This is a genomic window from Rhizobium sp. NLR10b (genome assembly GCF_019685435.1).
Lineage (GTDB): Bacteria > Pseudomonadota > Alphaproteobacteria > Rhizobiales > Rhizobiaceae > Rhizobium.
In genome coordinates this window covers 23526-47406 of sequence record NZ_JABDWV010000007.1, presented here as the reverse complement: position 1 = coordinate 47406, position 23881 = coordinate 23526, and the positions used below count along the sequence as shown (strand labels likewise).

The window sequence follows — 23881 nt, the reverse complement described above, 5'->3', positions numbered from 1 at the left end:
TCTGCAACCGATCCAACCATCAAGGCTGCGAAATGTCCTTGCAAAGACGGTTTGCGCAGATGCGATTTTTCGGTGATTATTGCGTCACTAACTCTTGTTTTCGAAGGTTCTTCGAATGGTCAACCTTGACACCATCGATCTTGCGATTCTGAAGGTTTTGCAGGCCAATGCCCGCATCACCAATGCCGAGCTCGCCGAGCGGATCGGACTTTCCCCCTCGGCCTGTTCGCGCCGGCTCGACATTCTTGAAAGAAGCGGCGTCATTGACGGCTACCATGCGCGGCTTTCGCACAAGGCGCTCGACTACAAGATGATCGCCATCGTGCATATTTCACTCTCAGGCCAGTTCGCCAAGACGTTGGCGGAGTTCGAGTCGGCGGTGAAGCTCTGTCCCAACGTGCTCGTCTGCTACCTGATGTCGGGCGAATATGACTACATCCTCAGGGTCGCTGCCCGCGACCTCGAAGACTATGAGCGTATCCATCGCGACTGGCTGTCGGCCCTCCCCCATGTGGTCAAGATCAATTCGAGTTTCGCGCTCAGAGAAATCATCGACAGGCCGAATGTAGGGTTTTGAGGCCTTGCTTATTTCCCGAATGCCTGACCAGACTTTCGCCACGCGCGGGCGTCTCCCGCTTATTGGCCTGTCATGAAATCGAAGACACACGGTTACATTTTCGCCCTGCTGGCGCTGACCATCTTTTCGCTGCAGGACGCCATCTCCAAACACCTGGCTTCCACCTATCCCCCGATCTTCGTGACGATGATCCGCTACTGGGCCTTCGGGCTTTTCACAGTCATTCTCGCTTCGAAGATGCGCGGCGGTCTCAAGGCGACGGCCCGTACCAAACGCCCCGTCCTGCAGGTGGCGCGCGGTGTGCTGCTCGCGGTCCAGGTGGTTCTGGCCATCACCTGTTTTGCCGTGATCGGCCTTGCCCGTTCACAGGCGATCTTTTCGGCGACGCCGATCCTCATCGCACTGCTGGCAATGCCGATCCTCGGCGAGCGAGTCGGATGGCGGCGATGGGCGGCAATCGGCGCCGGGCTTTTTGGAGTGCTGCTGATCCTGAAACCGGAAGGCGATTTTTTCGACGTGAAGCTGCTTCTCGCCGTCGCCTCCTGTTTCAATTTCGCCTTCTACGTCATCGCCACACGCCTCGTCAGCCGCGACGATTCTTCGACGACCAGCTTTTTCTATACCGGTGTCGTCGGCGCCGTCGCGATGACGCTGATCGGGCCGTTCTACTGGAGCTGGATGTCATCGGGCGACTGGGGCTGGATGGCGCTGGTCTGTATGACCAGCATTTCAAGCCATTATTTCCTGATCCGCGCCTACGATAGTCTCGATGCCGCCGCCGTTCAGCCGCTGACCTATCTGTCCCTCGTCTACGCTTCGATCATCGGCGTGACGATCTATGGCGAGACGCTCAGTCTCAACACGATCGTCGGCTCGGCAATCGTGGTTGGAGCCGGCATCTTCACGGTCTGGCGCGAACATGTGGTGGCGCGCAGAACGGCCACCGCCCGCGGCGTCGCATTGGAGTCAGGCGACCTGCGCTAGCGGGTCTTACACCATTGGCTTTCCAGAATCGCTGCACGCATCTTGGCGACCTGCAGTAACGCCAACCGTTTCATTGCAATTTTAGCCAAGCCACTAAAACCATTTCAATTTTCGGGCGCTATGCTCTCCGACTGTATCCGAGGGAGACAGCATGACCCGAAACTTGAAAATCACCGCGCGAAAGGCGGACCGGCAAAACTGCCGTGTCTTCGGCAGCGTCAAATATCTGAACAGCGAAGTGGATGTCCGCATTCTCAACCTGTCGGTGACCGGCGCCGCCCTGGAGACGAAGACGCCACTCCATGCCGCTTCCGGCAGCAAGGTGCGCATCGAAGCCGAAAATATCGGACTGCTCGAAGGCATCATCCGCTGGAAGCACAATGGCCGCATCGGCGTGCAGTTCGATGTGAATTCGAATTCGCGGGCACAGGTCTCTTCCTATTTCCGCTTTTTCCATAAGGAAATACGGCCGGTGCTGGCGGTTCGTCAGCTTAGAGCCGCGACCAGCGGCGACCGCCCACCTCATTTGGCGACGTCGACGCTGAAATCGTAAGGCCGCACCGTCTTTGCGCCGAGGCACATCGCCGCCGTAAGTCGCCTGCGTTTTGTCGACCACACCGGCCGCGGTGCGCCCGAAATCTTTGACCCTTTGCAGTGACGACGCTGCTCGCGCCGCGCCCGAGGGATTCAGTCGGAAGATCTCGCTATAGGTTGCGTTTTAAAACCATTTCGCCTTTGCCACGGATTGTTTCCGTCCTGTCATTTTCGCAGTGTACTCCTCGCCAAATCGTCCTAATGCTGAGGGGCCGGACGATGCATGATCTTTAAAGGAGAGCTTCCATGTCTTCCATTTTCGATGTCGGCCTGATGAGCCGCCGTTCCCTGCTTGGCGGCCTTGCCGCCACCTCCGCCCTGGTGCTGCTGCACCCATTCAGTGCGCGTGCCAGCGCCAACCAGGCGCATCTCCGGCTGATGGAAACGACGGACATTCACGTCAACGTCTTCCCCTATGACTATTATGCCGACAAGCCGAACGACACGATGGGTCTGGCGCGCACCGGGACGATCATCGACAATATCCGTGCGGAAGCCGTCAACTCGCTGCTGATCGACAATGGCGATGTGCTGCAGGGCAATCCGATGGGCGACTACATGGCCTATCAGCACGGCATGAAGGACGGCGACGTCCATCCCGTGATCAAGGCGATGAACACGCTCGGCTATACCGTCGGCACGCTCGGGAATCACGAGTTCAACTACGGCCTCGACTTCATGTTCAAGGTGCTGTCGGGCGCCAACTTCCCCTTCGTCTGCGCCAACCTGACCAAAGGCCAGCTCGCCTCGGACCCCAAGCGGGACGACCTCTTCTTCAAGCCTTACGTCATCGTGGAAAAGCAGATCAAGGACGGTGCCGGCAAGGAAAGCCCGGTCAAGATCGGCTTCATCGGTTTCGTACCGCCGCAGATCATGCTCTGGGACATCAAGAACCTTGAAGGCAAGGCGCAGACGCGCGACATCGTCGAGGCCGCCAAGGCCTGGGTCCCCGCGATGAAGGAAGCCGGCGCCGATATCGTCATCGCGCTTTCCCATTCCGGCATCGACGGCAGCGCGCCGTCCGAAAAGATGGAAAACGCCTCACTGCATCTGGCCGCCGTCGACGGGATCGACGCGATCTTCACCGGTCACCAGCATCTCGTCTTCCCCGGCCCGAAGAGCTGGGACGGCGTCGCCAATGCCGACCCGGTCAAGGGCACACTGCATGGCAAGCCCGCCGTGATGGCAGGCTTCTGGGGCTCGCATCTCGGCCTTATCGACCTGCTGCTCGAAAAGGACGGCAACAGCTGGAAGATCGTCGATTTCACCTCGGAAGCACGGCCGATCTATCATCGCGACGACAAGAAGAAAGTCGTCGCCGATTACGCCGACAAGAAAGAGGTGGTCGAGGCGGCCAAATCAGAGCATGCGGCGACGCTCGCCTACGTCCGCACGCCCGTCGGCAAGACCTCCGCGCCGCTCTATTCCTATTTCGCGCTCGTCGCCGACGATCCTTCCGTGCAGGTCGTCAGCCAGGCCCAGACCTGGTACATCAAGCAGATGCTCGCCGACACTGAATTCAAGGATCTGCCGGTGCTTTCGGCCGCGGCTCCCTTCAAGGCCGGCGGTCGAGGCGGCGCGGATTATTATACCGACGTTCCGGCCGGCGATATCGCCATCAAGAACGTCGCCGACCTCTACCTCTATCCGAACACGGTGCAGGCTGTCGCCATCACCGGCGCGCAGGTGAAGAACTGGCTCGAAATGTCTGCCGGCATGTTCAATCACATCGAAGCCGGCTCGAAGGATGCGGCTCTGCTCAACAACGACTTCCCGTCCTATAATTTCGACGTCATCGACGGGGTGACCTACCAGATCGACCTGTCGCAGCCGCCGAAGTATGATTCATCCGGCAAGACGATCAATCCGGACTCCAATCGCATCCAGAATCTCGCCTTCGATGGCAAGCCGATCGATCCGGCTCAGAAGTTCGTCGTCGTCACCAACAATTACCGCGCCGGCGGCGGCGGCAGTTTCCCCGAGATTGCAGCGGACAAGGTGATCTTCCAGGCACCTGATACCAATCGCGACGTCATCGTCCGCTATGTCCACGACCAGGGTACGATCAATCCGTCGGCCGATGCGAACTGGACCTTCAAGCCGCTACCGGGAACGACCGTCACCTTCGAAAGCGGTCCCAAGGCAAAACAGTTCCTCGCCGCGGTCAAGAGCGTCAAGATCGAGGATGCCGGCGACGGTGCCGACGGCTTCTCGAAGTTCCGGCTGGTTCTCTAAGGGCAGAATCTGGAGGAAGGCGCGGGAACCGCGCCTTCCTCATTCGGCCGCGAGCGGCACGACAGGTTCCCGCAATTCGGCAATCCGGGCGTGCAAGTCCGCCTGGCTCGGGCAACGCGTAAGCCGCGAGCGGAAGGCATCGATCATCCAGGTGGCCGCCGGCCCCGGCGGATTGGCGAGCCGGCGCATCGAATAGATGGCGTACTCCCCCTGCTCATAAGCATCCAGATCGAGATGGACGAGCGTGCCGCTCAGGAGATCGTCATGGATCAGGGACGCTGGAAGGCCGCCCCAGCCGAGGCCGCTCTTGATGAGCTGATGCTTCGTGGCGATATCGCTGACGCGCCATGTCTTGTAGGACAGGACGTTGAAATCGCGCCCCTTCGTCCGACCCGACGCATCGGTGACGACGAGTTGCACCTCCTCGCGGACATCACCGAGGGTCAGCGGCCGATCGAGTTCGGCCAGCGGGTGGTTGCGCGCGGCGACGGGCATCATGAAGGAGTGACCGATCCGCTCCGTGACGACCGAATCGTCCTGCTTCAGGACTGCTCCGCCAATTCCGATCGTCGCCTTGCCGCTCAGAACGAGATCCATGACCATTCCGAGTTCGCCGACGTTGAGGTTCATGGAAACGGACGGGAACATCTCACGGAATTCGTGGAGGACATCCACCACAGCCTTCGACGGCACCATGACGCTGATGGCCACGGATACCTCCGCTTCGAGTCCTTCCTTCAGGCTCTTGACGCGCGCCCGCATGACCTGCAGGTCGCCGAGAATTCGTCGCGCATCCTCCAGCATCGCCTTGCCCGCTTCCGTCAGCTTCGGCTGGCGCGCCCCGGAGCGCTCGAAAAGCGGCATCTCGAGCTGTGCCTCGAGATTGGCGATCGTATAGCTGACGACCGACTGTGCGCGATTCAGCGCGCGCGAAGCGGCCGAAAAGCTGCCGGTCTCGGCAACGGTCAGAAACACCTGCAATTGGTCCAGAGTCGGGTTCGGAAGCATCTTCCATCCATTCCATCGATAGTTTCGATCGACATTATCTCCGTTTTTTCGATAGCAGGCCAGACTTATTTTCCTGTTCGACACCGCGGCTCACCTCCCAGCAACGAGCCGTTCCGTTCAATTCGAAAGGAAATGATCCATGTCGTCCATTCTTCTTCTGACGTCCAGCCCGCGTGCCGAATCGCTCTCGACGCCGATCGCCGCCGATCTCGCCGAGAAGCTGAAAAACCAGAAACCGGGCAGCGTCGTCGTCCGCCGCGACCTTGCCGCCACCCCGCTGCCGCATATCGACGACCTCTTCACCGGCGCGATCCGCAAGCCGGCGGAAGCCCGCACCGCCGAAGAGATCGCAGCCATCAAGACCTCCGACGAACTGGTCGCCGAACTGTTTGCCGCCGACACGATCGTCATCAGCACCGGCCTGATCAACTTCAACATCTATTCGTCGCTGAAGACCTGGATCGACAATGTCGCCCGCGCCGGCGTGACCTTCAAGTATACGGAAAGCGGCCCGGTCGGCCTCGTAACCGGTAAGAAGGTCTATGTGGTACTTGCTTCCGGCGGCGTCTATTCGCAGGGACCGGCTGCTCCCCTGAACCATGCCGTGCCTTACCTGAAATCGGTTCTCGGCTTCCTCGGTATCACCGATATCGAAACCATCTATGTCGAAGGCCTGGCTTTTGGCCCGGAAGCCGCTGAAAAGGCCATCGGCGCCGCCAAGTCGCGCGTCGAGGAAATCGCACTCGCCGCATGATCGGCTTTCGAAGCCTCCATCGAACGGCCGGCACCTGCCGGCCGTTCGTCATTTGTCGATATCGGCGACGAAATCCCGGATCGTCTCCAGGATTTCGCCCGAAAGAGCCTCATCCGAGGAAACCCTGGCAAGGCCGACGCCGCCTGCCATCATCGCGAAAGCCATGATTGCCTTTCTCCGTCTTTCCGCTTCATTTGCTCCCGTGGCCTTGCTCGCCAAAGCCTCGAAATTGCGTTCGAGCCGCTCCGTCGCAATGCGCCGCGCCTTCTCGCCGCTGCGGGACAGATCCGAGGTCAGTGCGGCAAAAGGGCAGCCATCGCCGGGGTTGTCGCGATGATAGGCGCTGACATAACGATCGGCGATATCCGCCGCGGTCATCTCTGCCGGGTTCACTCCTTCGGCCTCAAGCCCGCGTTTCCATGAATCGAAGGCGAACTGGACTGCCTCGGCGACGAGATCGTCGCGGGAGGCGAAGTGCTTGTAGAAGCCGCCGACAGTCAGCCCGGCTTCCTTCATCAGGTCGGCGACGCCGATACCGTCAAGCCCCTCCTCGCGCAGCCGCTTCGAAGCGGTCTCGACGATCTTCTCGTGCGTCTTCTGTTTTTCCAGTTGCGAACGTCCCATCGGATTCTCCCCGTATTACGTCTTGACTTACATGGATTACAATCATAATCCTTGTAGCTAACGATCATAATCCAGATCGTTGTCATTTCCAAGAGGAGCATGCATCATGCGTCTAAGAAACAAGGTCGCCCTCATCACCGGGGGCAACAGCGGTATCGGTCTTGCAACCGCCAAGGTGTTCATCGATGAGGGTGCCAAGGTGGTGATCACCGGCCGCAACCCGGAAACGCTTGCCGCCGCCGAAAAGGCGCTTGGGGCCGGCGTGCTGGCGCTGAAGGTCGATGTCACCGATGCCGCCGCCACCGAGAAGGCTTTTGCGGAGGCTGCCGCAAAGGTCGGCAAGTTCGACATCGTCTTCGCCAATGCCGGCATCGGCGGCGCAACACCGCTCGGTGACACCTCGCCGGAGCAGTTCAATCGGATCATCAGCACCAATCTGACGGCAGTGTTCTTCACCGTGCAATCGGCCCTGCCGCATCTCAACGACAGCGGCTCGGTCATTCTCAACGGCTCGGTGCATGCCGTGCTCGGCGCTCCCGGCTGGTCGGCCTATGCGGCCACCAAGGCTGCGGTGCGCGCGATGACGCGCAATATGGCGTCGGAACTCGCGCCGCACGGCATCCGTGTCAACCAGGTGACTCCTGGCGGCACGAAGACACCGATCTGGTCGCCGATGGCACCCACAGAAGATGCGATGTCGGCGCTCGAGGCTCGCATGGGCGGCCTGAGCCCGCTCGGCCGCATGAGCGAAGCCGACGAAATCGCCAAGGCGGCGCTCTATCTGGCATCGGACGATTCCGCCAATGTCACCGGCATCGAGATCACCGTCGACGGCGGCATGACGAGCGCACCCTCCGGGGCCAAGATCTTCCGCGCCGCCTGACTGAAGTGGGGGTTGGCAACACCTGCCCATCCCCCGCTCCCTGCGCATCTGCGGGATTGTTGGCCGAAACGGACCAACTGATCGACCGGCCGGCCTGGCCGTAGAGCCTGGCTACGACGCGCGCCGGCCGGTCGACCATCCCACTCCGTTTGGATCAACAGAATGATTCAATCTAATCAGGAAAGGCTCTAACTCGGTTGCATCATACCGGGGCGGCCGACGACGCAGTTGCGGCCGCTTTTCTTTGCCGCGTAGAGCCTGCCGTCGGCGGCGGTGAGCACCGTCGTAAAGCTGATGCCGTCCTCGTCAGCTGTGGCAACGCCGATGCTGACCGTCACCGGCTTGTTATCCGGTGTTTTGACGCTGGTCTCGATCGTCCAGCGCAGGCGGTCGGCAAGGAGCAGCCCTTCTTCGTGGCTTGTGCCGGGGCAGACGGCGACGAATTCCTCGCCGCCGAAGCGGAAGATGCGGTCGCTTGATCGCAGTGTCGTGCCGAGCCGGGCGGCGATCGCCTTCAGCACCTCGTCGCCCTGAAGATGGCCATGACCGTCGTTGACATCCTTGAAGTGATCGGCGTCGATAATGAGGACGGTGGCAAACAGCCCCTGCCTCAGGGCCTCCCGCAGCATCAGCGGCGCTTCGAGTTCCATGCGCGTGCGGTCATAAACGCCGGTGAGCATATCGCGGCCGGTGCGCTCCAGAAGATCGTTATAGCGCTCGCGAAAGGTGAGATCACCAAAGACGTCGCTGATGGAGCGCGCGGCGGCGTCGGCGCCAAGGCGGCGGATTCGATATTCATAGACGGCAAACATCGCCCCATAGAGGCAGACGGAGAGCATTTTCGCCTTCCAGCCACCCCAGAATACGGCGACCGGAACGTCGAGGAAATAGTGAAGCGCGGCAAAGAAGCCAACCTGGTCGAAAGTCAGCAGCACAAAGCCGGAGATCATGAAACGCAGAACGACACGCCTGCGGAAGAAATCGCCGAGTTTTTCATAGAGCAGAATGATGCCGAGCGAATCGACGTAGAGCAGCGCCGTGCCCCAGATCATCAGCCAACCCATCTCCTTCAGGAAATCGACATCGGGCGTGTGGTTCGACGACAGCTGCAGCGGCTGGTGCAACTGCAGCACCCAGGCGATGCCGACGGTCAGCAGATTGCCGAGAAACAAGCCGTAGATCGGCTGGCGCACCGTCGCGGCATCCTCCCACAGATACAGCATCAGGATCATCATCAGCTTGCCGGAGAAGAAGACCGAAGACCCCGGGGACACGTCGCCGAACGGCAGCGAGACGTAAAAGACCGCCGCTAGGTAGGTCTCCATGAAATGCATGACGCCGAGCGCCGTCAAAAAAACCCCGAGGCCGAGCCGATGGCGGAAATGCAGAAGCGTCACCATCAGCACGAAATAGGCAATGGCTTCGACGACGAAGAGCGCGAGGTTGATAGTCTCCATCACGGCACCGCGGCGTCCGGGAGGCGCCTTCGCGGCCGGGCGGGCGCTGCGATAACGGCAGCGGATCCCTTGATCGATCGTCTGAAAAATTGAAGCACAAGAGCGGCCCTGCAAATCCTGCAAGCGATAGCTTTCGCCGCAATCCTTTAAGATTGCGTGTGCAAGATCACATGACCGGGATCAGAACCAGAACTTGAAAAGCAAGAAAACTCCCCCGGCCGGGATTCGGGTTTCAGACCTGACGGATCTTCTCGCCATCGCTGAAGAGTGACGAACCATGCTGATCGATAATCTGCTGCGCCTTGCGCACCGTGCATTCGATCGCATCGTCGGAGGAGGAAAACATATCGGCACGGATGAAATTGCGCACCAGCACCTCGTCGCCGACCTTCTTTTCGATGCGGCCGGCCAGACGATACTGGCTGCCTTCCTTGCGCGGCTCCGCATAAATCGTGCAATCGCCGTAAAGCTGCGGCTCGCCGGACGGGCCTGCCGCCTGCGAGGCTGGTTTAGCCCCGCCGGAGAACATCGAAAAGAGATTTGAAAAGAATGAAGCCATGACGCGTCTCTAGCACGGCGGCCTTGCGATCGCCAAGTCAAATGATCAAGTTAGCGAGGATCTCGTTCTCGGTGATATCCTCGTAACCCATGCCGGAAGCTTCGAAATTCGCAATCAGCCGGGCGAAGTTCTCAGGCGCCTTGGTTTCGATGCCGATCAGGATCGAGCCGAAGTTGCGCGCCGATTTTTTCAGATATTCGAAGCGGGCGATATCGTCGTCGGGGCCGAGCAGATTGAGAAAATCCCTGAGCGCCCCGGGGCGCTGGGCGAGCCGCAGGATGAAGTATTTCTTCAGCCCTGCGTAACGCATGGCTCTTTCCTTTACGTCAGGCAGGCGCTCGAAATCGAAATTGCCGCCGGAGACAACGGCGACGATGCTCTTGCCGCGGATTGCCTGGGCGTCCATCGCAGCGACCGCCGTCAGCGACAGGGCGCCGGCCGGCTCCAGTACGACGCCCTCCACGTTCAGCATCTCCTGGATGGTGACGCAGATGGCGTTTTCCGACATCAGTTGCACTTGGCTTGCCGGGAAATCACGAAGGGCGGCGAAATTCAGGTCGCCGATGCGGGCGACCGCTGCGCCGTCGACAAAGTTGTCGACCTTGGCAAGCGTCGTCACCTTGCCTGCCTCAATGCTGCGCCTGAGGCTCGGCGCGCCGGCCGGTTCGGCGAAGACGAAGGCCGATTTCTGCACGATGCCGTCGAGATAACCGGTGATGCCGGCGGCCAGTCCGCCGCCGCCGACCGGCAGAATCACCATGTCAGGCACCGTTCCCTCGGGCAGCTGCTGCATGATCTCGGCAGCGACCGTCGCCTGCCCCTCGATGATATCGGCATGGTCGAAGGGCGGCACCATGACGCCGCCGACCGCCTCGACATGCTCGCGCGCCGCCTGATAGCACTGGTCGAAAAAGTCGCCGAACAGCCGGATGGTGATGAATTCAGCGCCGAACATGCGAGTCTTGTCGATTTTCTGCTGCGGCGTCGTCACCGGCATGAAGACGACGCCCGGCACGCCGAAATGACGGCAGACATAGGCAAAGCCCTGGGCGTGGTTGCCGGCCGAGGCGCAGACGAAGGTCTTGCCGGCCGCCCCCTGCCCGATCGCCTTGCGGAAGAAGTTGAAGGCGCCGCGGATCTTGTAGGAGCGCACCGGCGACAGATCCTCGCGCTTCAGCCATATGTCGGCGCCGTAGCGGGCCGAGAGATGGTCATTGAGCTGCAGCGGCGTTGCCGGAAAGAGGCTGCGCATTGCCTCTTCGGCGCTTTCGACTTCAAGTCTCGTCACGGGCGTGGTCCGTTCTCATGATTGGTCACCGCCGCTATGGCACAGGCCGGCGGCCAAAGGAAAGGGTTCACTGATCGGCCGGCCCAGCCCATAGAGCCTTTCTTAAGCCAATCGCAAAATCGGCGGCAGATGAACTGATTTTAACTGTCAATGAAAAGGCCTGCCACTTATATGGAGCGATGATGATCTTCAAATTCGCAAGACCGCTCGCCTGGCTGCTGCTCGCCCTCATCCTGTTTGTCACGGTTTCGCCGATCGGGCTGAGACCGAATACGGTGACGACGGTCGATGCGGACCGCGGCACCGCCTATGTTCTGCTCGGCCTCTCCTTTGCTCTCGCCTATCCGAAGCAGTGGAAACTGGTGGCCGTGCTGCTGATCGTTGGGGCGGTCGCCATCGAATATCTGCAGTATTTCGCGCCGACCCGCCATCCGCGCCTGCATGACGCGGGCATCAAGGCCATGGGCGCCGCCCTCGGCCTCGTTGCCGGCTGGGTGATCAACAGATGGCGCGAGAGCAGAGCTCCAAGCGGCCTGCCTTTCACAGAACGCTGATTATTGCGAATCAGAAACCCGGCAAATCCATTGCCCAGAAAAACAGCGGTATCGCAGCCACAGCAGTTGCAAGAACAAATGCGACGCTCGTCTTGAAGATCCGGACGCGCCGAACCCTGGTCCCGCTCCAATCGTAAACCATCGTCTTACTCCCACAAGACAACACTTACTCGCCGCGGCGCAATCCTTGCACCGAAAATGTCATTGTCAAGCAACAACGCGCTTTTTTGCGCGCAATATACAGGCATATTCAAACAGGATTATAAAGATTGTTGCAGCGAACCGGGGCATTATCGAACCAGTCCGCCTTCGTTCCCGACGGAACTACGGCGCGACAGCCTTCGCTTGGCTGCTCTCTTCGGCTCGCCGAGCCGAAGCTCACAGAGCGTAGGCTGGTGCGGGCGACGGGGATCGAACCCGTATAGCCTAAGGCCGAGGGATTTTAAGTCCCTTGCGTCTACCAGTTTCGCCACGCCCGCTTGCGGCGTTTTCAATATCTCGCGTCACCGACTATGGGAAGAGCCGTGGGGCGTAAAAATAAGATCAGCTCTGCCGGCAGCGCCCCGGAATGAATGAGCAGGCATTTCAGCGCGAAAGAGACGCATCGGTCGGTGCCAAAGAGCATGATATCGTCGGAAAACCGCTCACACTTTTCCGCATCACGCGCGAGTGTTTGCAAAGCGGCCCGAGGGCGCTACCTATTGACCAGCCTCACATCACGGAACATCCCATGAGCCATGACACCGTCGTCACCGCCGCCATGCTCGCCATCGGCGACGAACTCCTTTCCGGCCGCACCAAGGACAAGAATATCGGCCACCTCGCCGATCTGCTCACCCTGTCAGGCATCGATCTCAAGGAAGTGCGCATCGTCGCCGACGACGAGGAGGCGATCGTCGAGGCGCTGAATGCGCTTCGCCCTCGATATGATTACGTCTTCACCTCGGGCGGGATCGGGCCGACGCATGACGACATCACCGCCGATGCAATCGCCAAGGCTTTCGGCCTGCCCTGCGAATATGACGAAGCGGCAATGACCCTGCTGGCCGATATGTACCGTCGCCGCGAGATGGACTTCACCGAGGCGCGCCAGCGCATGGCGCGCATGCCGCGGGGTGCCGTTCATATCCCCAATCCGGTGTCGACGGCGCCGGGCTTCATCATCGGCAATGTCTATGTCATGGCCGGCGTGCCGCAGGTCTTTCAGGCCATGGTCGACAATGTGCTGCCGACGCTTCGCACCGGCACGCCGCTGCTCTCGCTCGCCATCGCCTGCCCTTACGGCGAGGGTGATATCGGCACCCCGCTTGCCGCGGTCCAGAAAGCGCATCCGGACACCAGCATCGGTTCCTACCCACGTTATCTCGGCCAGAAATTCTCGACCGAGATCGTCGTGCGCGGCCGCTCGCAACCGGCAATCGATGCAGCCGGCGCCGAGGTGCATGCGATGATCGACGCCATCGGCCGGAACAAGGCGATCGCAAAAAACCATTCTGCCGAGGCTTGAGGGACTGGACTTGATTCCCGTCATGGAACGGGAGAACGGTCCGGTGCATTCCGTCCCTCGCGCACGTCATTTCAGCGCAAGGAGAATTGATATGTCCTACAAAACCATCCTCGCCATTCTCGATACGGCAGACAATAGCGCCGTCGTTGCCGATTTCGCCTTTGCGATTGCCGCAGAAAGCGGTGCTCACGTGATCGGCCTGCATGCCGAAACCATCTCGGCCGTGCCGCTGGTGGCGCCGATGGAAATTCCCGATCCCGTCGCGGTGCAGGCGCTGCAGGATATGGCGCATGGTGAAACGGTCGCCGTCGAGCGCATCTTTCAGGCGAAAGCGCAGGCCGCCGGCGCCTCCTCGGAATGGCGCAGCTTTGCCACCTCCACCGGTTACGGTTCCGCACCGCTGATCGAAAGCGCCCGCAGCGCCGATCTTCTGATCGCATCGCAGGCCGACCCGGACAATCCCTCCGACAGCCATGTCGACGTCGACAGCTTCCTCTTCGAAACCGGGCGACCGGTGCTGATGATCCCTTACGTTATCCGCCAGCCGAGGCCGATCAAGCGCGTGCTGATCGCCTGGAATGGCTCGAAGGAGGCGGCGCGCGCGACCTTCGATGCGCTGCCCTTCCTGAAAGCGGCCGAGGAGGTGGAGATTTTTTCGGTCGACCCGGCCGATACCGCCCTGCAGTCGCCGCTCACATCAGGCGCCGAGATCGCCGCTGCACTTGCCCGCCATGGCGTGAAGACGACGCTTGCGACGGGCCACAGCGTCGACAGGAATGCCTCGAATGTCATCGAAAACCGGCTGTCGGACAGCAGCATCGACCTTCTCGTCATGGGCGCCTATACCCATTCCCGGCTCTGGCAGGCGATCTTCGGCGGCACGACGAAGAGCCTGCTGCAATCGATGACGGCGCTGACGCTGTTGTCGCGATGAGCGGCTGCTCTTGCGTTTTACCGGCAAATCCCGCTAATTGCTGCCACCGATGAAGGCTTCCAGCCCCGGCCACGCCTCGCGCAGTAGCACGTGCGATCTCGCGCGGCAGCTCGCGATCTCGCGCAGTTCCGGCTGCGCGATTTGCGTTTTGCCGCTGAAGCCGTCCGGTCGCCGACAAACGGCGTGTCCTCTCAATCATGCCGCGGAGCAGCCCTATGTCCCTTCCCGATAAAGCCTTTCCCGTTTCCTGGGATCAGTTCCACCGCGATGCGCGCGCACTTGCCTGGCGGCTTGCCGGCCTCGATCAGGCCTTCAAGGCGATCGTCTGCATCACCCGCGGCGGCCTCGTTCCGGCCGCAATCATCTCGCGCGAACTGAACATCCGGCTGATCGAGACCGTCTGCATCGCCTCCTACCACGACTATGTGAACCAGGGCGACATGGTGCTCCTCAAGGGAATTGCGCCGGAGCTTACCGAAAACGGCGGCGAAGGCGTGCTCGTGGTCGACGATCTGACGGATACCGGCAAAACAGCCGCACAGGTGCGCACCATGCTGCCGAAGGCGCATTTCGCCTGCGTCTATGCCAAGCCGAAGGGCGTGCCGACCGTCGACACCTTCATCACCGAGGTCAGCCAGGACACCTGGATCTATTTCCCCTGGGACATGGGCTTCACTTATCAGGAACCGATCGCCAAGGGCGCGCGCTAACCGCCGCTATCCGGAGTGCGCCGGCATTCTCGGCGCACTTCGACAGCGCTCGCCGGCTCAGCGAATCGGCATGCGCATTTGTGCCGGAAATGCCATCACAAGATTTGCCGCAGGACGCTTTTTTGCCGCTACGAGATTTTCCTTAGCCGGCGACACCCGCAAGTCCTTGTATTTTCAGCACTCCCCGACTTTCCCCAATCTCCACAGGCGCATCCACAAGATGTTGTGGTTACCATTCAATTAAAAACCAGCCCTTGACGGAATCAGCTGTTTCAAACTTTATTGTTCGTGATGTTGCGGCGGCGACAGGACCGGAGGTTACGAGCCCGGTTCCCTTTGAAAAACAAGACGCAGATTGAGGGCATGCGCCGGAACCGGTTCAGGCCCGAGGGAATCTCTGCGCAGTTTTCAGCCTCCAAAAAAAGTGACATCGGGACTGGCGATAATAAGTTGTTAATACTATATTTAGTGTTTGCAGCCACCATCACCACAAGATACAGGAAAGCCATCTCCGGATGACACCCCTGTGACAATACGGAAACGAGACTGGCTGCACGACGACAATGTGCCGCCGGATAGGAAATTTGCGCCCAGGGGACGGGCGCCAACGCGAGGTCAAGACTATGCGCATCGAACGTCGTTTCACGAAGGCCGGCCAAGGCGCCTATGCGGATATCGAATTCCGCAAGGCGACGAGCGAGATCAAGAACCCGGATGGGTCGATCGTCTTCCGCCTCGAGAATATCGACGTTCCCGCGCAGTTCTCCCAGGTCGCGACCGATGTTCTGGCGCAGAAATATTTCCGCAAGGCCGGCGTTCCCACTCGTCTGAAGAAGGTCGAGGAAAACGACGTTCCTTCCTTCCTGTGGCGCTCCGTTCCCGATGATGCCGCGCTGAAGACCCTGCCCAAGGAGGAGCAAACCGGTTCCGAAATCGATGCGCGCCAGGTCTTCGACCGTCTCGCCGGCACCTGGACCTATTGGGGCTGGAAGGGCGGCTATTTCTCTTCGGAAGAAGATGCTGCCGCCTTCAAGGACGAGCTCGCCTATATGCTCGCCACCCAGCGCGTCGCCCCGAACTCGCCGCAGTGGTTCAACACCGGCCTGCACTGGGCCTATGGCATCGACGGCCCTGGCCAGGGTCACTTCTACGTCGACCCCTTCACCGGCAAGCTGACCAAGTCCAAGTCGGCCTACGAACATCCGCAGCCGCATGCCTGCTTCATCCAGTCGGTCGAAGACGACCTCGTCAACGAAGGCGGCATCATGGACCTTTGGGTGCGTGAAGCCCGCCTCTTCAAATACGGCTCCGGCACCGGCTCCAACTTCTCGATGCTGCGCGGCGAAGGCGAAAAGCTTTCCGGCGGCGGCCGCTCCTCCGGCCTGATGAGCTTCCTGAAGATCGGCGACCGCGCCGCCGGCGCCATCAAATCGGGCGGCACGACGCGCCGCGCCGCCAAGATGGTGGTCGTCGACATCGACCATCCCGATATCGAGGAATACATCAACTGGAAGGTCAAGGAAGAGCAGAAGGTCGCCGCTCTCGTCACTGGCTCGAAGATCGTCGCCAGGCACCTGAAGGCGATCATGAAGGCCTGCTTCAACTGCGAAGGCGGCGATAATGGCGATTGCTTCGATCCGGCCAAGAACCCTGCCCTCAAGCGCGAAATCCGCGCCGCCAAGAAGGACCAGGTTCCGGAAAACTACGTCCAGCGCGTCATCCAGTTCGCCCGCCAGGGCTACAAGGATCTCGAATTCAAGACCTACGACACGGATTGGGATTCGGAAGCCTACCTCACGGTATCCGGCCAGAACTCCAACAACTCCGTTTCGATCAAGGACGACTTCCTGCGTGCGGTCGAGGATGACGGCGAATGGAAGCTGACCGCCCGTAAGGACGGCCGGGTGATGAAGACGCTGAAGGCGCGCGACCTCTGGGAAACGATTTCCTATGCCGCCTGGGCTTCGGCCGATCCGGGCATCCACTTTAACACGACCATGAACGACTGGCACACCTCGCCGGCCGGCGGCCCGATCCGCGGCTCGAACCCGTGCTCGGAATACATGTTCCTCGACGACACGGCCTGCAACCTCGCCTCGCTGAACCTCTTGCAGTTCAAGGACAAGGCCACCAAGCGCATCAATATCGGCGACTATGAACATGCAGTTCGCCTGTGGACCGTCGTGCTCGAAATCTCGGTGATGATGGCGCAGTTCCCGTCGAAGCGCATTGCCGAACTCTCCTACGAATACCGCACGCTCGGCCTCGGCTACGCCAATATCGGCGGCCTGCTGATGTCGTCGGGCATTCCCTACGACTCCGCTGAAGCCCGTGCCATCGCCGGTTCGCTGACCGCAATCATGACCGGCATCTGCTATGCGACCTCGGCCGAAATCGCCGGCGAGCTCGGCCCCTTTCCGAATTTCGCGCCGAACCGCGAGAGCATGCTCAGGGTCATTCGCAATCATCGCCGCGCCGCTTATGGCGAAACCTCCGGCTATGAGGCGCTATCGATCGATCCGGTCGCGCTGATCCATTCGGAAAACCCCGACCAGGATCTTGTAGTCCATGCCAAATCGGCCTGGGACAAGGCGCTCGAACTCGGCGAAAAGCATGGCTACCGCAATGCACAGGTCTCGGTCATTGCGCCGACAGGCACGATCGGCCTCGTCATGGATTGCGACACCACCGGCATCGAGCCTGACTTCGCCCTCGTCAAGTTCAAGAAGCTCGCCGGCGGCGGCTACTTCAAGATCATCAACCGCGCCGTGCCGGAAGCGCTTCGCACGCTCGGTTATTCCGAAAGCCAGATCGCCGAGATCGAAGCCTATGCCGTCGGCCACGGCAACCTGAACCAGGCGCCGGCGATCAACCCGTCGACGCTGAAGGCCAAGGGCCTGACCGACGAGAAGGTGGAAGCCGTCAATGCCGCGCTGAAGAGCGCCTTTGACATCAAGTTCGTCTTCAACCAGTGGACGCTCGGCGCCGACTTCCTCAAGGAGACGTTGAAGGTTTCCGACGAGCAGCTCGCCGACATGAGCTTCAACCTGCTCGACCATATGGGCTTCTCGAAGAAGGACATCGAAGCCGCCAACATCCATGTCTGCGGCGCGATGACGCTGGAAGGCGCGCCCTTCCTCAAGGCCGAGCATTTGCCGGTCTTCGATTGCGCCAATCCCTGCGGCAAGATCGGCAAACGCTATCTCTCCGTCGAAAGCCATATCCGCATGATGGCGGCTGCCCAGCCCTTCATCTCCGGCGCGATTTCCAAGACGATCAACATGCCGAACGAGGCGACCGTCGAGGATTGCAAGAACGCCTATATGCTGTCCTGGAAGCTAGGCCTCAAGGCAAACGCCCTCTATCGCGACGGCTCCAAGCTGTCGCAGCCGCTCAATGCCTCGCTGATCGAAGACGAGGACGACGAGGATGCGCTGGAGGAACTGCTGCAGGCGCCCGTCGCCGCCCAGGCTGTGACGGTCACCGAGAAGATCATCGAGCGAGTGATCGAACGGGTTTCGCGCGAACGCGAGAAGCTGCCGAACCGCCGCCAGGGCTATACCCAGAAGGCCGCCGTCGGCGGACACAAGGTCTATCTCAGAACCGGCGAATTCGGCGACGGCCGCCTCGGCGAGATCTTCATCGACATGCACAAGGAAGGGGCTGCTTTCCGTGCGATGATGAACAACTTCGCCATCGCCATCTCGCTCGGTCTGCAATATGGCGTGCCGCTCGAGGAATATGTCGAGGCCTTCACCTTCACCAAGTTCGAGCCGGCCGGGATGGTCATCGGTAACGATGCGATCAAGAACGCCACCTCGATCCTCGACTATGTGTTCCGCGAACTCGCCGTCTCCTATCTCGGCCGCCATGATCTCGCCCATGTCGACACGTCCGACTTCTCGAACACGGCGCTTGGCAAGGGCATCCAGGAAGGCAAGACCAACCTGCTCTCCACCGGCTGGACCCGCGGCTACAAGCCGACGCTGGTCTCCGGCACCGGCGGCGAACGCCAGGCGGGCGAACCCAAGGGTGCTGCCACCGCAGCCCCTGCCCGCGCCGCCTCCACCGGCACCGTGACCGCCTTTGCAGGTGCCGCGGCCCGCAAGCTGGAGCCGACAGTTGCCGTCTCCACCTCCGAAATCGTCGCCTTCAAGCGCGACTACGAGGAACGCGCCAAGGAATTGGCCGAGGAGATCGCCGAAGAGATAAGCGAGGAAATCACCAGCGACGCCACCGCCCTCTTCTCCGACAAGGCGGCAGCTGACGCAGCGACGGCGAAGACCGAAGCCAAGAAGGTGGAAGCCGAACGCCGCCAGCGCTCAATTATGCAGGGCTATACCGGCAACATGTGCTCGGAGTGCCAGAACTTCACGATGGTGCGGAATGGGACGTGCGAGAAGTGCGACACGTGCGGCGCGACGAGCGGGTGCAGCTGAGCAGGCTTGCAGTTCTTCAGTGTCTGTTGAGAAATCGAAGCTAGTTCTGGCCAAAAGCCTCTGAAATTGGCCATTTCCGACAGAAGCAATGGCCAGCCCGTCTGGGCACTTAAAGTGCCCGGACGGTGGCCCGTTTTGCGAATTCGCAGCGAATAGCCTGCCTGCATAAGCCTGCAGTCTGGGGTTTCGAAAAGGGTTGACGCCTGCTCGAAGACCTGCTGCGGTTCTCCTGGCATCGGAACTCAGGGCGACGTCCAGAGTTTCGTCAGCGAGGTCGAGCTTAATTCGATTTCGGACAAGACGCGTTCCAGGCTCGATCGCACACCGTCACGCCGAAACCCGCGGGATGCTCAAGTTTCGCAAAGGTGGGACGAAACGACTGACCTCCCTGTTGTATCGGAGGCCCTTCATGCTCCAGGAGTCAACACGCAACGAAGCTCTAACCTACGACATCGGCCTCGCGATAAAATGAAGCTGAACCCCATGCTGCCGAAACACCGCCTCATCCTTCTGCGCCATGCCAAATCCGCCTGGCCCGACGGTGTGGCCGACCGTGAACGGCCATTGGCGGATCGCGGGCGCAAGGCGGCATCCGTCATCGGCGCCTATATGGTGCGCGAAAAACTGATCCCCGATCTCGCCCTCGTCTCGCCGGCCCGCCGGGCGCAGGAAACCTGGAAGCTCGTCCGCGGGGCCATTTTGAAAAAGGTCGAACACGAGGCGGCGGATATCTACGAGGTGCCGGCCGAGCGCATGCTCGATGTGATCCGGGCCGTCGAACCTGGCATCCGCACGCTGCTCATCGTCGGCCACAATCCCGGCATGGAGAATGCGGCCTCGCTGATCGCGCCGGACGGCGATGCCGATGCCGTGAGATGCATGCGGGAGAAGTTCCCGACGGCAGGACTCGCCGTCATTGACCTCGATCTCGACGGATGGGACGAGATTGCGGCGGGCACCGGTTATCTCGAGCGGTTCGTAACGCCGAGATCCTTGGGATAACAAGGCCACTTTCCGATTTGAATTTAGTGGACATGGTGCACGGTTCCGATTCTGCCCGCGCCGGTCCGAACGGGCCGTCCACGGCAGAATGGTTCGACAGCGCCGACCTGGCCGGAGAAGCCGTTCTCGTCAACCAATTGGGATCGATTCCACAATGTAATCCATTGCGGGTATCTCTTCCGTATATGGCGGATGCTACACGCCGGGCAGCCGCTTCCCTCACCCGGTCAGAGTTCCGCCTTCGGGCTCTCCTTGGCCGGTACCTCAGGCCATTGTCAAAAGGGCAGAATGTTGAACAGGCGCTTGCTCGCCCTCGCCGCCCAAGTCGGCGTCACGGTCCCGGCTGCCAATGGAGGGCCGGACGATGGAGTCGGTGGCGATTGGTAGAACCGGTTGAGCATCGCGTCACACACGTAGTGCCCCCAATTCGTCAGATGCTCCGTCTCTCTGGCGCCGAGGAAATGGAGGTAGGTGCCAACCTCGGAGGGAACGACCGAGGACGGCGGCAGTGTGTAAGAGGCGTATGGCTTGAGTTCGGCGTCCTTGCTGTCGATCGACCAATAAACGCCATGGGTTCTTGCACGCAGCGCCGATTTCGCGAGATCATCGAGGCCAAGCCTATCGGCCTGTGTTGCGGCCTTGAAGCCGCCGATCAAGTCTCGTCGCCGCAACGACCTCACCTGATTGTCCGTCGTATCGAGAACGCGTTTCAGCTGGGAGAGATAGTTCCAGTAACCGCGGCTCGAGGAACGCCAAGGCGCGCCGGCGTCGCTGACAAGCAGGCAGTCGCAGCGTTTCAGCGCCGGTTCGATGCCGTGATTGTCGTAGACGCCGCCGTCGCTCAATATTGCCCGGCCCGGAGCAACCGGTTCGCCGACGGTGTCGTCGAGTTTTTCCCTCTCCCACGAAAATTGCGACAGGTCCAATCGCAGCGGTGACAACACGGGCGGAAATGCAGCTGAAGCGGCAACCGCGGTTGCGAGCGAAAGTGTCGGGTGGAACGACAAGCCGATCCTGTAATCCGCGATATAGCGGTTCGACATCCGGAAAAGCGAACCGGTGCTGAGATTGCTGGCGCAAAATACGAACCAGGGCGAGCTTGGAAGCTCGCGCAGGCTTGGCGATTTTCCATGGAACAGATGTCGCTCGTAGAGTTTCGCGGCTTCGTCCGCCGCGCTCGAAAAGGGATTGAACACGCCCTTCAGGAAGCTCGGCCCATCAGCGAATAGCTGACTGAAGGCCAGAACGTGATCCAGATATTCGGTCCTGAAGTTGACGGCGATGTCGTTCTCGAAGATCAGCCGGGGCCAGATGTAGGCGAGCAGGCCGGAAGCGATGGATCCGCCCGACACCGACGAGATCATACCGAGCTTCGCCAGAAGACCGGCCTCGTTGAGCCTCGCAAGCGAACCCGCATGGAAAAGCACGGCCCGATAGCCGCCGCCCGAAAGGCAGAGGCCGAGTTTATAACGCTCAGCGGGCTTCTCGGGGTCAACGGATCCCGACAAGACGGCATTCGATGGGGCATGCGCGTCTTCCGACATGCTCAGCCTCACTCAGGAATCTGAGTTTCCCAACATTTCCTCCTCCGGGCGAACCAGCGGTCGCTCGTCTTTGGGCCTGCGCGCTACTTACTCGTATACCTCCGGGAGTTGGCATCGCATTTGTGCCACTCCCAGTTTATTTCGGCTTCATCCTTATAGCCATAGCACCAGTCGGCGCGATTGAGCAGCGAACCGAGTTCGTCGCGCCGTTTGCATGCCCGCAGCGTATCGGGTCCCTTGCGATCGACACTCGTGCGGCAGATGTCGTCCAGTCCTGTCCACTGATGGATCAACCGATCCGGCGCCTTTGCCCCCTTGTCCGTGGCGAGCACCTTTCCGGTCTCGGCCTCGATCTGCAGAGAGGCAGTGTTCCACACGAAAGAGAATTCGGCCATCCCGGAGGACGTCTTACCCGTGTCTCTGTTTCCGGCAAACCACTCGACAATTCCCGACATTTCGCATTTTCCGGCACAGCTGGCCGTCACGGAGCCCGGCTTGACGCTGTAGATGCGCTCCGGCCAGCGTTGGGCGAAGGCTGCCTTTTCCTCCAGGACGGCATCTTTGTCGACCGAGTTTCCGAAGAAGGAAACCTCGTCGGCATAGACGCCCTTCATAAAGGCCAACGCCGAAGCACTGTCTTTCGACCATTCGTCATTGTATCGGTTGACGAAATCAACCGCCTCCGTGGTCAGGTCGCCGGGTTCGGAGGCGGTCATTTCCTCGGAATCGCTCGGGTCTGACGGCATGTCGGCGGGTGTTGCGCTCTCCTGCGGTGCGGCGCCCGGCGGGGGCGGCGCGCTTTCCTGTGCCGAGGGCATATCCTCGGGCGTGTTGATGTTCCAGTCCCGCATTTCCGCAGCGGTGAGATACCGTATATCGGTGCTGTCGATCGACAGGCTGAGCTGCAGCAGATTGGGGCTTACCCCCATCTCGGTGAGATAGCCGATGATCTCGCCGGTCAGTGCTTGAACAGTCGAGACGGCCAATTTGTTGTCGATCGCAACATCGTCGGACAGGGAAACCCGATGCACGCCGATAGAGCCCGGCTCGGCAAATCTTTCAACGCCACCGACGAAGGCGAAGGCGCAAGCCGACGCGCACTCGGCGGCTCTGATCTGTATCGTTTTTGCATTCAGGAGGCGGAGGGCCCGGCCGAACCTGATCGCTGCGACCACGTTTCCGCCGGGCGAGTCAAAGGTGACATAGCTCGGCTGGTACTGCGTATATTCGTCGACAAGCGTCATCGCATCGTCAGAACCCTCGAACACGCCTTTTATCGTCAGGGCGCGCTCTCCCGGCGCGGTCTCCAGACGTTGGTAGGAAATGGCCGCATGCCCCTCCTCGGCTATGGCGACGAACGCCAGCAGCATCGATATCAACGAGACGAATTTCCGCATTCTTCCCCAGCCCTCGAGCACCCGTACTTCTCCTGTCGTCATTCGCAGCATTGCTTGCGCATGTCTGTATAGCCGGACGATGAAAATTACCTGCTCCACCCCAGCCTCATCCGCGACCGGCCAAAACCGATAACGGTCCGAAGAACAATAGCTTCGCAGAGAATGTTGACAGCTGCCCCAGCAGCTCAGATCAATGCACAAGGGCGATCTTCTGGCAAGCGGCACAATCAGAAGTGATGAGACAAGGTAAATGCCGGCCCTCGCCGAAAAGGATCGCAGTTCACCAGACATCATAGACGCGTGCAATTGATATCGGCTATGTCGCCTGGACCGAGGCATTTGACCAGCGAGGCAGTTCGTGACTTCTTCCTATGACAACCACGCCCTTGACCTGAGGAATGATCCCGATTTCTTCGCCCTTCTTGCCGGCAGCTACCAGCGCATTGTCGGCCGCCGTCTTGTGGAGGATGGGCAAGGGCCGGACTGGCTTTACAGCCAAGTGCCTTTCGTGGTCCTCGCGCATAATACGCTGCCCGACCCGCGCTTCATCTATGCAAACAGGACTGCGCAGAACTGCTTCGAATATAACTGGGACGAATTCATCATGCTGCCGTCGCGACTATCGGCCGAGCAGCCTGATCGCGCCGAGCGCCAGCGGCTGCTCGATGCCGTCACGCGCGATGGTTTCGTCAATAACGGCCGCGGCCTCAGGGTCGCGAAATCGGGCCGCCGTTTCTGGGTCGAAAATTTCACTGTCTGGCAGCTTATCGATGAGACGGGCAAGCGGTTGGGCCAGGCTGCGATATTTTCATCGTGGCGGGACGCGTAGTT

20 protein-coding genes and 1 tRNA gene are annotated in these 23881 nt (G+C 60.5%); 13 read left to right on the top strand and 8 right to left on the bottom strand.

What is annotated here, in order from left to right; genetic code table 11:
* Window positions 1–115 precede the first annotated feature (115 nt).
* The 4 genes from HJB91_RS12920 to HJB91_RS12905 all read left to right on the top strand — a co-directional run bounded on the left by HJB91_RS12920 (window position 116) and on the right by HJB91_RS12905 (window position 4390).
* Complete coding sequence (locus HJB91_RS12920) at window positions 116–577, top strand: Lrp/AsnC family transcriptional regulator (RefSeq protein ID WP_210628174.1); 462 nt, start codon at window positions 116–118, stop codon at window positions 575–577.
* Between the two features lie 72 nt (window positions 578–649).
* Window positions 650–1561, top strand: coding sequence for a DMT family transporter (locus HJB91_RS12915; protein ID WP_221122767.1), 912 nt, complete (start codon window positions 650–652; stop codon window positions 1559–1561).
* A gap of 151 nt (window positions 1562–1712) precedes the next feature.
* Window positions 1713–2114 (top strand): PilZ domain-containing protein, encoded by a 402-nt coding sequence (locus HJB91_RS12910; protein WP_221122766.1) that lies wholly within the window; start codon window positions 1713–1715, stop codon window positions 2112–2114.
* A 287-nt stretch (window positions 2115–2401) separates the two neighbouring features.
* Window positions 2402–4390, top strand: coding sequence for a bifunctional 2',3'-cyclic-nucleotide 2'-phosphodiesterase/3'-nucleotidase (locus tag HJB91_RS12905; protein WP_221146520.1), 1989 nt, complete (start codon window positions 2402–2404; stop codon window positions 4388–4390).
* A 39-nt stretch (window positions 4391–4429) separates the two neighbouring features.
* Here HJB91_RS12905 and HJB91_RS12900 read toward each other — a convergent pair whose 3' ends face one another.
* Complete coding sequence (locus tag HJB91_RS12900) at window positions 4430–5398, bottom strand: LysR family transcriptional regulator (protein ID WP_210628178.1); 969 nt, start codon at window positions 5396–5398, stop codon at window positions 4430–4432.
* A 139-nt stretch (window positions 5399–5537) separates the two neighbouring features.
* Here HJB91_RS12900 and HJB91_RS12895 point away from each other — a divergent pair, with 139 nt between their 5' ends.
* The gene (locus HJB91_RS12895) at window positions 5538–6152 is read left to right on the top strand and encodes an FMN-dependent NADH-azoreductase (RefSeq protein ID WP_064802027.1); all 615 of its coding nucleotides are present in this window, start codon (window positions 5538–5540) and stop codon (window positions 6150–6152) included.
* Window positions 6153–6200: 48 nt separating this feature from the next.
* Here HJB91_RS12895 and HJB91_RS12890 read toward each other — a convergent pair whose 3' ends face one another.
* Complete coding sequence (locus HJB91_RS12890; RefSeq protein ID WP_221154908.1) at window positions 6201–6776, bottom strand: TetR/AcrR family transcriptional regulator; 576 nt, start codon at window positions 6774–6776, stop codon at window positions 6201–6203.
* 106 nt (window positions 6777–6882) lie between these two features.
* Here HJB91_RS12890 and HJB91_RS12885 point away from each other — a divergent pair, with 106 nt between their 5' ends.
* A complete protein-coding gene (locus HJB91_RS12885) occupies window positions 6883–7659 on the top strand; it encodes an SDR family oxidoreductase (protein ID WP_221154907.1) in 777 nt (258 codons plus the stop codon).
* Between the two features lie 188 nt (window positions 7660–7847).
* Here the strand turns inward: HJB91_RS12885 and HJB91_RS12880 are convergent, their stop codons facing one another.
* The 3 genes from HJB91_RS12880 to ilvA form a co-directional block, all read right to left on the bottom strand.
* A complete protein-coding gene (locus tag HJB91_RS12880) occupies window positions 7848–9119 on the bottom strand; it encodes a diguanylate cyclase (RefSeq protein ID WP_221154906.1) in 1272 nt (423 codons plus the stop codon).
* A gap of 229 nt (window positions 9120–9348) precedes the next feature.
* The gene (locus HJB91_RS12875; RefSeq protein WP_210628182.1) at window positions 9349–9675 is read right to left on the bottom strand and encodes an HlyU family transcriptional regulator; all 327 of its coding nucleotides are present in this window, start codon (window positions 9673–9675) and stop codon (window positions 9349–9351) included.
* Window positions 9676–9712: 37 nt separating this feature from the next.
* The gene (gene ilvA, locus HJB91_RS12870) at window positions 9713–10963 is read right to left on the bottom strand and encodes a threonine ammonia-lyase (RefSeq protein WP_210628183.1); all 1251 of its coding nucleotides are present in this window, start codon (window positions 10961–10963) and stop codon (window positions 9713–9715) included.
* 179 nt (window positions 10964–11142) lie between these two features.
* Here ilvA and HJB91_RS12865 point away from each other — a divergent pair, with 179 nt between their 5' ends.
* The gene (locus HJB91_RS12865) at window positions 11143–11517 is read left to right on the top strand and encodes a VanZ family protein (protein WP_210628184.1); all 375 of its coding nucleotides are present in this window, start codon (window positions 11143–11145) and stop codon (window positions 11515–11517) included.
* A 393-nt stretch (window positions 11518–11910) separates the two neighbouring features.
* On the opposite strand, the gene HJB91_RS12860 is transcribed toward HJB91_RS12865, so the two are convergent.
* A tRNA-Leu gene (locus HJB91_RS12860) sits at window positions 11911–11996 on the bottom strand.
* A gap of 251 nt (window positions 11997–12247) precedes the next feature.
* Between HJB91_RS12860 and HJB91_RS12855 the strand changes: the two genes are divergently transcribed.
* The 5 genes from HJB91_RS12855 (at window position 12248) to HJB91_RS12835 (ending at window position 20109) form a co-directional block, all read left to right on the top strand.
* Window positions 12248–13024 (top strand): competence/damage-inducible protein A, encoded by a 777-nt coding sequence (locus HJB91_RS12855; RefSeq protein ID WP_221154904.1) that lies wholly within the window; start codon window positions 12248–12250, stop codon window positions 13022–13024.
* A 91-nt stretch (window positions 13025–13115) separates the two neighbouring features.
* Window positions 13116–13958: a universal stress protein gene (locus HJB91_RS12850; protein WP_210628186.1), complete on the top strand. Its 843-nt coding sequence runs from the start codon at window positions 13116–13118 to the stop codon at window positions 13956–13958.
* Window positions 13959–14173: 215 nt separating this feature from the next.
* A complete protein-coding gene (gpt, locus tag HJB91_RS12845; protein ID WP_210628187.1) occupies window positions 14174–14668 on the top strand; it encodes a xanthine phosphoribosyltransferase in 495 nt (164 codons plus the stop codon).
* A 623-nt stretch (window positions 14669–15291) separates the two neighbouring features.
* Window positions 15292–19107: a vitamin B12-dependent ribonucleotide reductase gene (locus tag HJB91_RS12840; protein ID WP_210628188.1), complete on the top strand. Its 3816-nt coding sequence runs from the start codon at window positions 15292–15294 to the stop codon at window positions 19105–19107.
* A gap of 468 nt (window positions 19108–19575) precedes the next feature.
* Window positions 19576–20109 (top strand): histidine phosphatase family protein, encoded by a 534-nt coding sequence (locus HJB91_RS12835; RefSeq protein ID WP_210628189.1) that lies wholly within the window; start codon window positions 19576–19578, stop codon window positions 20107–20109.
* A gap of 275 nt (window positions 20110–20384) precedes the next feature.
* On the opposite strand, the gene HJB91_RS12830 is transcribed toward HJB91_RS12835, so the two are convergent.
* Window positions 20385–21653 carry a patatin-like phospholipase family protein gene (locus HJB91_RS12830; RefSeq protein WP_221146518.1) on the bottom strand — a complete coding sequence of 423 codons (1269 nt, stop codon included), beginning with the start codon at window positions 21651–21653 and terminating at the stop codon, window positions 20385–20387.
* 83 nt (window positions 21654–21736) lie between these two features.
* Entirely contained in the window at window positions 21737–23071 is a 1335-nt protein-coding gene (locus HJB91_RS12825; RefSeq protein ID WP_221155099.1) for a hypothetical protein, read from the bottom strand.
* 337 nt (window positions 23072–23408) lie between these two features.
* On the opposite strand from HJB91_RS12825, the gene HJB91_RS12820 reads away from it, so the two are divergent.
* A complete protein-coding gene (locus tag HJB91_RS12820; RefSeq protein WP_221154903.1) occupies window positions 23409–23879 on the top strand; it encodes an MEKHLA domain-containing protein in 471 nt (156 codons plus the stop codon).
* The last annotated feature ends 2 nt before the right edge of the window (window positions 23880–23881 follow it).